This is a genomic window from Sulfuricurvum sp. MLSB, from assembly GCF_000747095.1.
Taxonomy (GTDB): domain Bacteria; phylum Campylobacterota; class Campylobacteria; order Campylobacterales; family Sulfurimonadaceae; genus Sulfuricurvum.
Genome location: NZ_JQGL01000027.1, coordinates 1 through 14,251, shown reverse-complemented (window position 1 = coordinate 14,251; position 14,251 = coordinate 1). Strand labels below are relative to the sequence as shown.

Below are 14,251 nucleotides of genomic sequence, written 5' to 3'. Positions count from 1 at the left end.
GGGACGTGTAACGATCTGGCCATGATGGGAGCCGCGCCCAAATACCTGACCTGCGCCGTCATCATCGAAGAGGGCTTCGACGTAGCGAGTCTGGAGCGGATCGTCGAGAGCATGCGGCGCGAACTCGAAATCAACGGGGCGGTAGTCGTCAGCGGCGATACGAAAGTAGTGCCGAAGGGGAGCGTCGATCAGATCTTCATCAACACCACGGGGCTGGGGGAAATCGTAAAAACGGGGATCAGTTCGAACGCCATTACCGAAGAGGACGTGATCCTCATCAACCGAGACATCGGATGCCACGGCGCGACGATCTTCGCCGCACGCGAGGGGATCGAGATGAGCAGTACGCTCAAAAGCGACTGCAACTCCCTCTACCCGCAGGTCAAAGCCCTCATCGATGCGGGGGTGAAAATCACTGCGATGCGCGATGCGACGCGCGGAGGGGTTGCGGCGGTGCTCAACGAGTGGGCAAGACAATCGAACGTCTGCATCGAAGTGGACGAAGCCAAAATCCCCGTGAGTGATGAGGTGCAAGGGATCTGTGAGATGCTGGGATTCGAAGCGACGGCGCTGGCAAACGAGGGGACGTTCGTGTTGGCGGTCAAAAAAGAAGACGCGCAGAAAGCCGTAGAAATTCTGAAGGGTTTTGAGGTGTGTACGATGGCGTCACAGGTAGGAGAAGTGAGCCAAAAATATCCTCAGAAGGTGATCCTCAAAAGTCCGTGGGGGACGTCGCGTTTTCTGGAGACTCCCAGCGGCGAACTGCTCCCGAGGATTTGTTAATGCACGAGTATTCGATTGTTCAGGCGCTGTTAACCCAGTGCGAGGATATCGCCCGCGAAAATGAAGCGGAATCGGTGAGCAAAGTTGTCGTCAAGATCGGCAAGATGAGCGGTGTCGAACCCCATTTGCTCGAAATCGCGTTCAATACGTTCAAGGAAAAGACGGTATGCGACGGGGCAGAGTTTGTGATGAACGTCCAGCCTCTGGTAATCGAGTGCAACAAGTGCGGAGTACAGACGACGCTGGAGGAGATTTATTACAAATGTCCCGCGTGCGAGAGTCTGGACGTCCGGGTGATCGACGGCGAAGATATGTTTTTGATGAGCTTGGAGATGGAATAAAAGAAAAACGCCTTTATTGAAAGTTCATTCACTTTTAAGATTTTTTAATCTCTTTGGTTTCATAATGTTTAACAATACAACACTACCAAAGGACAACGCGATGCAGCACGAAGACTTGTGGAAAAAAATCAAAGAACACCAGGAACTCTCTCGACGGGACGCGTTGAAACTGATGGCACTCTCTCCGGTTGCGGCAAGCGTATTGGCCTCATCGGCGGCTCCGGCATCGGCGCAAGCCGCCGCATCGCAGGCCAAAGGGCGCGTCGTCATCGTCGGCGGAGGAAGCGGAGCATTGATGGTACTTGCGCGTCTTCGCCGTGCTTTGGCCAATCCCGACATTACGATCATCGCTCCGAATGAAAAGCATGTCTATCAGCCCGGACAAGTTTTTGTCGCTGCCGGCGAGTATGAACCGGACGATATTATTTTCGACAACACGGGGTACATCGGAGACGACGTTAACTGGATCAAAGACGAAGTCGCTATGTTCAATCCCGACAATAACAAACTCACTACCAAGGGCGGCAAGGAGGTCGAGTACGATTATCTCGTTGTCGCGACCGGAATGCAATACCATTATGAGCAGATTGAAGGCCTTAGTGCTGATATGATCGGACAGCACGGAATTTCAAGCGTCTATCTCAGCGACCTTGCCGCAGGAACGGCGGAAGGGGGAACGATTACCCGTGATTGGTTCCATGCCGTTCGGGAAGCATCAAAAACATCCAAACCCCGTGTTCTGTTCACTCAGCACTCCACCCCGATCAAGTGCGGCGGTGCGCCACAGAAAATGCTCTACCTGTGCGATGATTTCCTTAAGCGCGACAAACTGAGTGCCGATTTCATTTTTGCCTCTGCGAGCGAGAAACTGTTCGGTATTCCTGAAATAGAAACGTCGCTGCACAAGGTTCAAAAAGGGTACGGCAATATCACTAACAAGTTCAGCCACGAGCTGATCCGCATCGATGCGGAGAAAAAAGTCGCAACCTTCCTGCACAAATATCAAGTACAGGGGGAGTATGACAAAGAGTATGAAGAATACGAGATGATCGACAAAGAAGAAGAAGTTGCCATCCAGTACGATTTCATCCATGTCTCTCCTCCGGTAGCTTCGGTCGACGCGGTGGCCAATTCACCCCTTGGATGGCAAAAAGGGAATGCGAAAGGGTGGCTGGAAGTAGACCGCGAGACCCTTCAGCACCGCCGCTACAAAAACGTATTCGGAATCGGGGACGTGTGCGGGATACCGATCGGAAAAACAGGGGGAAGCGCACGCCATCAAGGGCCGATCGTCGTCAAAAATCTCATTGCGGCGATGGAGGGGAAAGAAGCGGCCGAAAAATTCGACGGCTATACCGTCTGCCCGCTCAAAGTCTCTTACGGCGAGGTCATTATGGCCGAATTCAACTACGACGGGCTGGCGCCCTCTTTTCCTCTCGATCCGGCTCAGCCGCGCTGGATCTGGTGGATATTCGATTTGTACATGCTCCAGCCGATGTACCGTTATTTGATGCTGAACGGGCTGATGTGATAAAAATTTGTTACCTGAGTACACACATTGTCTAAATTAATAGGCAGGGGTGGCAGTTTCTGACGATATTTTATCTCATTGGTACGTCACTTGCATTACCATACCTGAATTATGTAAATTTTACGTAAAAAGGTGTCTGATGAGTGTGGAGTACGTGCTAAGCGATACCGATTTTTTGGTATCGCAGACAGATGAAAAAGGGAACATTCTTTTTGCGAATGATGATTTTTGCAAAATAGCCGGTTATACGCTTGATGAGATGATCGGAAAACCGCACAATATTGTCCGGCATCCGGATATGCCAAAAGCTGCGTTTAAAGATTTGTGGGAGACCGTCAAAAGCGGCAAAATCTGGACCGGATACGTCAAAAACGCGACCAAAAACGGAGGGTATTACTGGGTTTATGCGACCGTATTCCCCAATATCGCCTGCGAAGAAGGCAACTGCGGTTATATGTCATGCCGCCGCAAACCGTCGCGTGATGAGATAGCCGAGGCGGAACGCCTCTACAAAACGATGCGGCAGGGGGAATAGGATGAACAAAGCGGCAAAAATAACCCTTCTTATCGCATTGGGACTGGGCGGCGTACTCGCCGGTGTTATCATGGAAAGTACCGGCGTATTGGCCGGTGCGCTTGCACTCGTCGTAGCGGTTTCGGTCGGTATGATCGCTCAAACGCCTCAAGAGAGCAAAGCGATTCATATGTATCTCGATCAGTTTTTAGAACTGATGCAGTACAAACGCAACCGTTTGGCACCGATAGCAGACGCGCGTTCGGGGAGCGTGGAAGCAAAGCTCAACGCGTTGGCCAAAGCGCACGATGAAGCGCTGCTTGCGGATACGCACGTTGCCGGAGAGATGGTGCTGCTGGCGGACAAAGTCAGTCAGGGGCATTACAAATGCCGGGTGGAGAGCGATACGAAAACGCCGCATGTCCATCTGCTTCGCAAGACGATGAACAACATGCTCGATGAAACGGAACGAAACATCGATCGGGCCATTTTGGTTCTTGAAGCGCTGAGCGAAGGGAAGTTCGCGAGCCGGGCCGAAATCAGCGTTACCGGAAAAATGGGGCAAATGCTTTCCAAGATCAATGATCTCGGTACCGCGCTGCAATCGATGGAGCATCAAAACAACGAAGCCAAAGAGGTATTGAACAACAATACGCTGCATTTGCGCGAAACGATCGAAACCCTCCGTTCGACGAAGTTCATCGAACTCAACGGGATGATCAATACGACCGTAGAACGGATACAAAACGTTGCCGGAAAAGAGCATGAACTCTCCGGTAACCTTCAGGCGCTGGCCGGCAACGCGCGTGAAACGAAAGAGATTCTGGTAACGATCGGGGATATCGCCGATCAAACCAATCTGTTGGCGTTGAATGCGGCGATCGAAGCGGCACGGGCGGGAGAACACGGACGGGGATTCGCCGTGGTCGCGGACGAAGTGCGCAAACTCGCCGAGCGGACTCAAAAGAGTCTGGCTGAAACAGCCGCCACGATCAATATCCTGATTCAGTCCATCAGCGACAACAGCGAAGCGCTCAACCGGAATATGGATGAGATGATGGACTTGACGCAGTACGTCAGCACAGTCGATCAGAAAATGGAAGAAGTGCTCGAAGCAATGGATTCGATGGGCTGATGCGCGTTATTTCGTATACAGATGAAGGAGCACCGCCGCTCCGTTGACGTTCCCTTTTTCAAGTTTTAAAGCCGCTGCATAGATGCGCCCGAGCATTCCCGTGTGGGTGATGAGGGCGTCTTCGATTTCAATATCGGGTTTCAGCTCTTCGACAACGCGCTGAATCGGTACGTTCATCAATCCTTCCAGTAACGAAAACATGGCGATGAGCCGCGTCTGTTCAATCACTTTTTCACTTGGCGTGGGGGAAATCTTACCCAGCAGAGAAAGCATCGTTTCAATCCTGTTTTGCGCGAAAACGGTATAAGGGTTCTTGTCGTCGATCGATTTTGTTCCCGATTTGGAATAAATAATCAGCATAAGCCACTGGGTCAGGTTCGTTTTTCCCAGCCGCTCGATCATTTCGCGTAATGACGATGTCCCTTCGACGTGTTCGGGATGAGCCGAACGCAAAAACTGTATCAGTTGCAGCGAGAGGCTTCCCTCCCGTTTGAAAAATTCGCAGATTTCATCCAAAGAGGCATCTTTCTGAAGCAGCGAAAAGAGCGACATTACCTCGGCATACTGCGGATCGATCCGTTTTTGGGTGATGAGGTGCGCTTTCGCAAAATAAAATCCCTGAAAATATTCAAATCCGCACGCTTTGTACGCTTCGGCCATTTCGTAAAATTCGACCTTCTGCGCAATCCATTTCATTTTGCCGTACGGATTGGGAGAGAAGCGGAACTGTTCGATATCGGTTTGGGTGACGTCAAATTTGGCAAATTCGATAAACGGGAAAATAGGGGAAAAGGTCTCCAGATAGTGGGGATGGAAGGATGCGTTGTCAAGGGCGAAACGGTATCCCAAAGAGGAGTAATAGCGGAGCGCTTCGTGGACCCTGGCATTGATCTTGGTTGACGAAGAGAGTTCAAACACAAATTTTTCTTTGGGCAGCGTCCGCAGAATATCGGTCAGCAGCAACGGTCCGTCGGTGTTGACAAAGGCGATGACGTCGCCGAATGCTCCGGCTGAGCCGATCTGATTGAGAAGATTGACCAGAACCGACGCCGTAGCATGACGCGCATCGTCGATGACGCACTCTCCGTAGGTGTTGCGGTAAAAAAACTCGTAACCGACAATTTCATCCAAATGGTTTAAAATAGGTTGGCGTGCTAAATTTAGCATGTTGTTCAACATTGTTTCTCATTGTTTGAGTTGCTGAAGTGTATCGTAATTTGAGTATTATTACAAAAATAACATCTATACCGAGGCCAAACCGATGAGTTCAGAACATACAACAATTTTTTTGCAAGATTACACTCCGAGTTGCTATACGATTCCTGAATGCAGATTGGAATTCATTATCGAAGAAGGCTCGACACGGGTTGATAACGTTATGCGTATTGTCCGTCAAAACCCGAATGCGAAAGAACTGCGGCTCGATGGTGAGATGCTGGAACTGGAATTGTTGTGGGTCAACGATGTCGTCCAAAACGAAGAGTCGTTCTGTATTGACAAGAAAGGGATCACCATTGCGCTTGATGCGGATGAAGCGATGATCCGTGTCATCACCCGCCTCTATCCCGATGAAAACACGGAGCTGGAGGGGTTATACCGTTCCGGAGGTATCTGGTGTACCCAGAACGAGCCGGAAGGATTCCGCAAAATTACCTATTTTATAGACCGCCCCGATGTGATGACAAAGTTTACGACCAAAATTATTGCCGACCAAGAACGTTGCCCGATATTGCTGAGCAACGGCAATCTTCGCGGCACGGCGAATCTGAACAACGGCAAACACCTCGCTTTATGGGAAGACCCGTTTCCGAAACCCTCTTACCTGTTCGCACTGGTGGCGGGGGACTTGGGCCGTATTACCGATACCTTTACGACGATGAGCGGCAAAAAAGTGGATCTGGCGATTTATTGCGATAAAGGAAATGAAACCAAATGCTTTCATGCGATGCGCAGCTTGAAAAAATCGATGGAATGGGACGAATATACTTACGGGCGCGAATACGATCTGGAGGTTTACAGCATCGTCGCGGTCGATAGCTTCAACATGGGGGCGATGGAGAACAAAGGGCTAAATATCTTCAACTCCCATTACGTGCTGGCGGATGAGGAGACGGCGACCGATACCGATTTTTTAGGGATTGAGAGCGTTATCGCCCACGAATATTTCCATAACTGGACGGGAAACCGTATTACCTGCCGCAACTGGTTTGAACTGACCCTCAAAGAAGGACTGACGGTTTTTCGCGATCAGTGTTTCAGCGCCGACATGAACTCGGCGCGCACCCAGCGAATCGACGACGTCCGCGCTCTGCGCGAGCGGCAGTTTGTTGAGGATGCCGGCCCTACCGCGCATCCGATCAAACCCGATCATTACATCGAGATCAACAATTTTTACACCGCCACCGTCTATGAAAAAGGGGCGGAAGTGATCCGAATGATGTACACCGTTTTGGGGCGTGAACGCTTCCGTGCGGCGATGGATCGGTATTTTGACGCGTTTGACGGCCGTGCTGTGGGTACGGAAGAATTTTTATGGGCCATGCAAAATGAAAGCCCCGTTGATTTGGGGCACTTCAAACGGTGGTATTCTCAGGAACGTACGCCGACGCTGGAAATCTCAACCACACATAATCCGATGACGAACGCGTTGACGATGCGGATTGTCCAGAAAATTCCGAAAAGTACGAAGAACACCGAACAGCTCCCTTATGCCATGCCGCTGAAAATAGCGCTGCTGAACGAAAACGCGGATCCCTATCCGCTGAAAACCTCCGATATTACAGTGCTCCACGGCGACGTGCTGTGGATTGAAAAAGAGGTAAGCGAGATCGTCTTTGAAGGGATCGACAGCGCTCCGGTGTTGTCATTGAACCGGGAGTTCAGTGCACCCGTTATCATTCATTGCGACGAGCTTGATTATCCGTTTTTGATGGCGCGGGAGAGCGACGGATTCGTCCGTTACGAAGCGGCTCAGCAATACGGGATTGAAACCATAGAAGCGATGATGCGCGGCGAAGCGGTTGGCGAACCTTTTTTGACAAGTTACGGCGCGATATTGAGCGATACGACGATTGATCCGATGTTCAAGGCGCAGCTGCTGGAACTGCCTTCCGTGACGACACTGATGCAGCGGCAGGAGATTATCGACGTCGAATCGATCGTTGAAGCCCAGGAAGCGCTGAAGCGGGCGCTGGCTTCACGCTACGGCGAGCTGCTTCGCGTACAGATCGAAGAGCTGCACGCGACTGCCGATTCCTCGATAGATGGGATCAGTATCGGCAAACGCGCATTGAAAAACCGACTGTTGGGGTTGCTGATGAGTCTGCAAGAGGAGCAATTCGCCCTAATGTGTCATGAACATTACGAGGAGGCATCGTCGATGACCGAACGACTTGGTGCACTTGAGCTGCTGGAAAACTACACCGCCGAACATGCAGGGAATGCGCTGGAACATTTTTACCGCCGCTTCTGTGATCAGACACTTGTCATGAACAAGTATTTTACCGTACGTGCATCTTCCCGCAGGGAGGGGACGCTGGAGAGAGTCAAAGCCCTCTTGAGCGATCCGGCATTTGACATCAAGGTTCCCAATCTCGTGCGTGCGTTGATCGGCAGTTTCGCCCGCAATCCGGTAGCGTTCTATCACCGAAGCGGCGAAGGATACCGGTTTGTGGCCGATAAAATCCTTGAAATCGATCCGCTCAATCCGCAGGTTGCATCGGGACTAGCCGGGGCATTTAAAAATTACGGACGCCTTAGCGTCGAGCATAAATCGATGATGGGTGGAGAGCTGCAACGGATCAAAAATCATCCGGGGCTTTCCGACAATGTTTATGAGATTGTCTCAAAAATTTTGGGATTGTCGTGAAAATTGAGAAAAAAGGTAACACCCTTATCTTTTGTCGGATTTCTAATTTAATATCTAGGGCTTCTTGTAAGGATGTGATACTATTGTGATGGAATAGTATTATAATCACTGTTAATGGATTTTATTAGAAGGAGAAACAATGGCGAGATTAGTGGTCCTCGGCGGCGGTGTCGCCGGACACACCGCAGCGACGTTTGCGGCAGATTGGCTCGGAAAAGAACATGAGGTGGTGGTGGTCACCCCCAACGCAAAATGGAACTGGATTCCTTCGAATATCTGGGTCGGTGTCGGCGAGATGACCAAAGAGGACGTTACGTTCGACCTTGCGCCCGTTTATGCCAAAGCGGGAATTACCTACAAACAGGCAAAAGCTGTCAGTATTAACCCTGAAGGAAGCGCTACAAGCGATAAGCCGTTCGTAACGGTTGAATATACCGGTCAGGGCAAAGCGGGACAAAGCGAAGAGGTGACATACGATTACCTGATCAACGCGACGGGTCCGAAACTCAACTTCGGTGCGACTCCGGGTCTGGGAGAAGGATCGCAGCTGGGCGAGCATACCGTATCGGTATGTACGGCGGATCACGCGGAACACGCCGCTGAAGAGCTTGAAAAAATCATGGATAAAATGCGCAAAGGCGAACGCCAGAAAATCCTTATCGGTACGGGACACGGTATGTGTACGTGCCAGGGTGCGGCGTTCGAATATATCTTCAACGTCGAGCACGAAATCCGCAAAGCCGGGTTGCGTGACATGGCCGACATCAAATGGATCTCCAACGAATCCTTCATGGGTGATTTCGGTATGGGCGGATTGCACATGAAAGTGGGCGGTTATGTTGTCAGCAGCCGTATTTTCACCGAGTCTTTGTTTGCGGAGCGCGGTGTCGATTACATCACCGGTGCGCACGTTAACCGTGTCGAAAAAGGGAAAGTATCGTACGAATTGCTCGACGGTTCGAGCGGCGAAGAAAGCTTTGATTTCTCGATGCTGATTCCACCGTTTGCCGGTGTCGGCCTTAAAGCCTACAACAAAGCGGGTGAGGATATTACCGATACGGTATTCGCTCCAAACGGGTTTATGAAAGTGGATGCCGACTATACTCCAAAAGCGTACGAAGAGTGGAAAGCGTCTGATTGGCCTCGCAAATACCAAAACCCGACGTATAAAAACGTCTTTGCGGCCGGGATCGCGTTTGCTCCTCCGCATATCATCTCCAAACCGATGAAATCGCCGAACGGAACGGTTATCAATCCGACTCCTCCGCGTACGGGTATGCCGAGCGGTATCATCGGAAAAGCGGTAGCCCACAGCATTTGCGATTTGATCAAAAAAGGTCCTAATGCGCATTTGCATGAAGCTTCGATGGCAGAAATGGGTGCGGCGTGTGTTGCTTCCGCAGGTAAAGGATGGTTGGACGGAACAGCTGCTGCGATGACCGTTTATCCGGTTGTCCCCGATTTCGAGAAATATCCCGGAACGGGCCGTGATACCGACTATACGTTCGGTGAAATCGGTTTGGCAGGACACTGGATTAAACATATCCTGCATTATCTGTTTATGTACAAAGCGAAGCTCAAAATGGGCTGGACGATGATTCCGGAATAATAGGAGAAAGAAATGGCAGTAAAAGAAGAAGAATTTAACTTCGCGAAAAATGACAAATTCCATACGGCGATGATCCCCGGTAAATTTGCCCGCATGATGCGTACGTGCAAACTGTGGCAGTTTATCCGCTTTATTATCATCAACATTAAAATGCTTATTGTAGTCAGCAAAAGCCACTAAGCTACCTACAGGTGACCTTCGGGTCATCTCATCCTCTTCGTAAAGCACTCCTTATGATACGTGAAATAATCCAATATCCAAACCCCTCTATCCGTCTTATTTCCGCCAATGTCCGTTTCTTTGATGACGAACTCCGTCAATGGATCACCGATATGACCGATACGATGAAGGCCAATAATCTCGATGCGCTAAGTGCCATCTTGGTCGGAATCCAGTACAACGTTATCGTGCTCAAAGAAGGGGACGAGTACATTCCCTACATTAATGCCCGATTAATCAAACACGCCGACAAAGCGGTGTTTACGGAACGGAGTCTGTATTATCCCGGTATCAGCGTCGAAGTAGATCGCTACACACGCGTCACGGCGATTTACGAAGACGCAGAAGGGAATCCACACCATCGCGATTTGGAAGGGGAAGAGGCGCGCCGATTCCAGCAGTATCTTGATTATGCGTTCGGCAGCACTTTTGTCGATAGGGTTGACAAAGAGATGAAACGCCGCCTTGACGGCCATCTCGAATTCGGGTTGGTTGCCGATGCACGGGGAGGGAGCTGTCCTACGGTCTTTTATCGGGATTATTTCAAAAGCGGGGCCAAAATACTTATGCTGTTGATTCTATTGAGCTTCGCGGCGGTCTTCTTTGTTTCTGCCGATGCTGCCCGGACGCTGTATACCGTCGATACATTCGCATTAGCCGCAGTCCCACTGCTGATTATCGGCTACATTCTCTACGCTTTTTACGAATCGCGGAAATACAAACAGTGTACGAGTTGCCAGACGGGAAACATTATCGGAACGACGGCAATATTGCTTGTGCAGTTGTTGATCGTCGCAGCGGGTGTTTTGTTCTGGGTCAAACCATAAATAATAAAAAATTATAGTATTATACCGTTACCGTTTCAAGAGGATAGAGCATGGAACTCCCCGATTTATCGCAATTGTATGATGCTAAAGAGATTCTGATCGCGGAGAAAGCATCGATTCTGAACGAATGGGTTTCGCAGGAAGTGTGCGAGACGATTTTGAAACGCCATGAAATCGATATCGACTTTTTTGTGCATCGCTACGCATCCAATGTTTTCGATTATTTCATGGGGGTCGTATCGGGAGATATGGAGATCGGGCAATGTCCCGTGATCGGCGATCTCATCGAATACCTCAAAGACAAAGAGATTCGTGCGGATGAGCTGTTTACTCTTTGTACCTATTTAAAACGTTCCGTTATCGATGCGACCTATCGTATGGGAGTCAACGGCCAAGCCGTTTTCAGTACGATCAGTTACCTGTTCGATCAAAATTTTGCGGGCGTGCTAAAACTTTATACCGATACGATTTATCAAAAAGAGCAAGAAGCGCTCAACGCCTCCAAGGCCAAAGAGTATTTTCTTTCGAATATGTCGCATGAGATTCGTACGCCGCTCAACGCTATTTTGGGATTTGTATCGTTGCTGCGGGATGAAACGATCAGTGCCCGTTCCCGGCAATACCTCGACATTATCTCCAACAGCGGAGAAACCCTTCTTCAAATCATCAACGATATTCTCGACTTCTCCAAACTGCGCAGCGGCGAGTTTACCGTCGATCCCCAACCGTTTAATATCCATGACGAAATATCGCATACGATGGAATTGTTCGTTCCCAGCGCCAATTCCAAAAGCATCACCCTTACCAGTTTTATCGATCCGTCTATTCCCTATGAGATGACCGCCGATGCGTTGCGGATCAAACAGATCGTCGGAAATTTTTTGAGCAATGCGATCAAATTTACTGACCATGCCGGGGTCATCCACGTGGAAGCACGATACGAAGGGGGGATACTGTCGTTATCGGTCAGCGATCAGGGGATCGGGATCGCATCCATTGATCAGGAGCGGATATTCGATGCCTTTTCACAGGCGCAGGAGTGCGGGAAAAAAATTCACGGCGGAAGCGGGCTTGGATTGTCGATATGTCGGCAGCTGGCCATTCATATGGGGGGAGGAATTGAACTCGAATCGCTTCCGGGGAAAGGGAGCGTCTTTACCCTCAAAATCCCGGTCACCGTCAATACGGAGTGTTTGCTCTCCAAATTTGACCCTTCCCGGATGGAGAAAGTTCGCATAGCTCTTTTAAGCCATCCTGAACATGAAAGTTACAAACTCGAATCACTGCGGCGGTACTGGGAACATTTCGGATTGGAAATAGCCGAAGTGGAGTCGCTGGACAAGGAAATGGATATCCTGATTTTTCTGGAGAGTTCCATTGACGATACGAAGCGGGAGGCGATTATAGAGCATCAGATCCCTTCCATTGCTATTTTGGATTTTTTGGATGATCGGTACGATACCGTTTCGAACATCGTTCCGCTGACGTTTCCGATCTATTGTACGAAACTTCAAGGCGCTTTCAGCGAAGCGATGGGCGGGGCTGCGATCGGTCAATGCCCCGCCGATACACTAAAAAAGCAATCGGGCTTTGAGGGAAGGGTTCTTGTCGCCGAAGACAACAGTGCCAATCAGGAACTGATAAGGATCATTCTAGAGCGCTACGGCCTGAACTGCACAATCGTCTCCAACGGAGTCGAAGTGTACGAGCAGTTTTGTCGGGAACCTTACGATATCGTGTTGATGGATGAGCAGATGCCCGTGATGGACGGCAATGAAGCCACCGCCGCCATTTTGGCGCATGAAAGCCGCAATGCTCTGGAACATACACCGATCGTTGCCCTGACGGCCAATGTCATCAAAGGGGCGCGGGAACGTTCGATCCAAAACGGGTACGACGCGTTTCTGGGCAAGCCGATCGTCCTCAAAGACGTCGAACAGGTTTTCGAGCGTTATCTACAGCGTAAAACTCTTTGCAGCCATGAGGAGACAACGGCTGCGGAGGAAGAATCGCTGATCGATATGGCTCATCTCAAAAGCGCATTGATGCTCGAGGAAGATCAGATCCAACAGCTTCTGGATATATACCGTCAAAAAATGGAGCGTTCGTTGCAGGAACTTCACGAAGCGATCGATACCAAAGCGTATGAAGATATTGCGTTTGTCGCCCATTCGATCAAAGGATCCAGCAGCAATTTTCGTTTTGAGGAGCTTTCACGGCTGGCGTATGTGATCGAAGAATCGGCGGCTACGCGGGAAGATGAATTCGATTTTAGCGAAGCGTATCAGGTGCTTCGCGGCGAATTTTCGAAACGGTTCGCGTAATAAAAGCTACTCTTCGAGGTAGTAGCCAACGCCCGAAGCGTTTTTGATAACGTCGGTAGGGAGTTTTGCGCGCAGGCGCCATACGAGGGTACGGACGCTGTTGTCGGTTGCCCCCTTGGTATCCCAGACGTAATTAATCGCCTGTTCGAAGTCGACAACGCTGCCAAGTTGGGCCACGAGAAGGCGGATGAAGGCGTTCTCTTTTTTGGTCAGCTTGATTTTCTGATTCTGATAATACGTTTCTCCCAACCCGATGTCATGGCGGTATCCCTCGCCGAATTCGACGATCGGTTTGTCCGAGAGTTTTTTCGCATAGACCAGCTTTTCAAGCTGCTCGCGGTCGGATTTGAGTTCGTCGAGATTGGTATTGCGCTTTTTTTCCTCTTTGAACCGGTAAATCGCCATCTGGATCGTCGTATGGAGGTTGATGGGATCGAACGGTTTGACGATGTAACCGTAAGGCTCGGTTTTTTTGGCTTTTGAAAGCATGTCATTCTCGGAATGCGCCGTAAGATAGATAAACGGCAACGGATGCTTATCGCGTATGAACTGAGCCAGTTCGATCCCGTCCATCGTTTTTTGCAGTCCGATGTCGATCAATACGATGTCGGGGTTGTAAATTTTGATTTTATTGCGGGCCGTTACTGCATTGTCCGCGGTGGATACTACATCGTATCCTTGTTTTTCCAAAGACATTTTCAGATTAACGGCAGTGACTTCATCGTCTTCGACGACCAGTACCTTGATTGGGCTCATACATCCTCTTTGTGTATTGACGGTAAACGATTTAGAAAATATTATGATTCTAGCACAAGAACGTGTGAAACACAAAGTGTTCGTGTTCAAAAAAAGTAATGTTCAGCTCCGCTTTTGGAATAATGTCTCTTTTTTATCCGTTATTCAACCCAAAAGGGGCATAATCGCGAATAACGTAGGAAGCATAGGAACAAATTAATGCTTGATTTTGACAAATTTACCAAATATTCCAAACCGGGCCCCCGGTATACGAGTTATCCGACCGCGCTGGAGTTTAGCGACGCGTTTGATTATGACGCCTATCTGGCTAAGCTTCATGCGCAGGACCCATCACGGGCGCTGTC

General features: G+C 49.8%; 12 protein-coding genes and 1 pseudogene. 11 read left to right on the top strand and 2 right to left on the bottom strand.

What is annotated here, in order from left to right; all coding sequences use genetic code 11:
* The 5 genes from hypE to JU82_RS03325 all read left to right on the top strand — a co-directional run.
* Positions 1–783, top strand: a 783-nt coding sequence (hypE, locus tag JU82_RS03345) for a hydrogenase expression/formation protein HypE (protein WP_037946455.1), incomplete at its 5' end; no start/stop codon positions are given.
* Positions 783–1,124, top strand: coding sequence for a hydrogenase maturation nickel metallochaperone HypA (gene hypA / locus JU82_RS03340; RefSeq protein WP_037946451.1), 342 nt, complete (start codon positions 783–785; stop codon positions 1,122–1,124). The genes hypE and hypA, both read left to right, overlap by 1 nt.
* A 100-nt stretch (positions 1,125–1,224) precedes the next feature.
* Complete coding sequence (locus JU82_RS03335; protein WP_037946450.1) at positions 1,225–2,655, top strand: FAD/NAD(P)-binding oxidoreductase; 1,431 nt, start codon at positions 1,225–1,227, stop codon at positions 2,653–2,655.
* Positions 2,656–2,794: 139 nt separating this feature from the next.
* Positions 2,795–3,190 carry a PAS domain-containing protein gene (locus JU82_RS03330; RefSeq protein WP_294892081.1) on the top strand — a complete coding sequence of 132 codons (396 nt, stop codon included), beginning with the start codon at positions 2,795–2,797 and terminating at the stop codon, positions 3,188–3,190.
* Position 3,191: 1 nt separating this feature from the next.
* The gene (locus JU82_RS03325; protein ID WP_037946445.1) at positions 3,192–4,304 is read left to right on the top strand and encodes a methyl-accepting chemotaxis protein; all 1,113 of its coding nucleotides are present in this window, start codon (positions 3,192–3,194) and stop codon (positions 4,302–4,304) included.
* 6 nt (positions 4,305–4,310) lie between these two features.
* Here JU82_RS03325 and JU82_RS03320 read toward each other — a convergent pair whose 3' ends face one another.
* The gene (locus tag JU82_RS03320) at positions 4,311–5,471 is read right to left on the bottom strand and encodes a hypothetical protein (protein ID WP_294892080.1); all 1,161 of its coding nucleotides are present in this window, start codon (positions 5,469–5,471) and stop codon (positions 4,311–4,313) included.
* A 94-nt stretch (positions 5,472–5,565) separates the two neighbouring features.
* On the opposite strand from JU82_RS03320, the gene pepN reads away from it, so the two are divergent.
* From pepN to JU82_RS03300, 5 genes are all read left to right on the top strand, one after another.
* Complete coding sequence (gene pepN, locus JU82_RS03315; RefSeq protein WP_037946441.1) at positions 5,566–8,172, top strand: aminopeptidase N; 2,607 nt, start codon at positions 5,566–5,568, stop codon at positions 8,170–8,172.
* Between the two features lie 139 nt (positions 8,173–8,311).
* Positions 8,312–9,781, top strand: coding sequence for an FAD-dependent oxidoreductase (locus JU82_RS03310; RefSeq protein WP_037946439.1), 1,470 nt, complete (start codon positions 8,312–8,314; stop codon positions 9,779–9,781).
* 12 nt (positions 9,782–9,793) lie between these two features.
* Positions 9,794–9,961 carry a hypothetical protein gene (locus tag JU82_RS11675; protein ID WP_294892079.1) on the top strand — a complete coding sequence of 56 codons (168 nt, stop codon included), beginning with the start codon at positions 9,794–9,796 and terminating at the stop codon, positions 9,959–9,961.
* 53 nt (positions 9,962–10,014) lie between these two features.
* Positions 10,015–10,827 carry a peptide deformylase gene (locus JU82_RS03305; RefSeq protein ID WP_037946437.1) on the top strand — a complete coding sequence of 271 codons (813 nt, stop codon included), beginning with the start codon at positions 10,015–10,017 and terminating at the stop codon, positions 10,825–10,827.
* 50 nt (positions 10,828–10,877) lie between these two features.
* Positions 10,878–13,151, top strand: a complete 2,274-nt coding sequence (locus JU82_RS03300) for a hybrid sensor histidine kinase/response regulator (RefSeq protein WP_037946435.1) — start codon at positions 10,878–10,880, stop codon at positions 13,149–13,151.
* A gap of 6 nt (positions 13,152–13,157) precedes the next feature.
* Here the strand turns inward: JU82_RS03300 and JU82_RS03295 are convergent, their stop codons facing one another.
* Positions 13,158–13,907, bottom strand: coding sequence for a response regulator (locus JU82_RS03295; RefSeq protein ID WP_037946432.1), 750 nt, complete (start codon positions 13,905–13,907; stop codon positions 13,158–13,160).
* A 198-nt stretch (positions 13,908–14,105) separates the two neighbouring features.
* Here JU82_RS03295 and JU82_RS11670 point away from each other — a divergent pair.
* Positions 14,106–14,251, top strand: a pseudogene (locus JU82_RS11670) (coproporphyrinogen III oxidase); the annotation flags it as partial.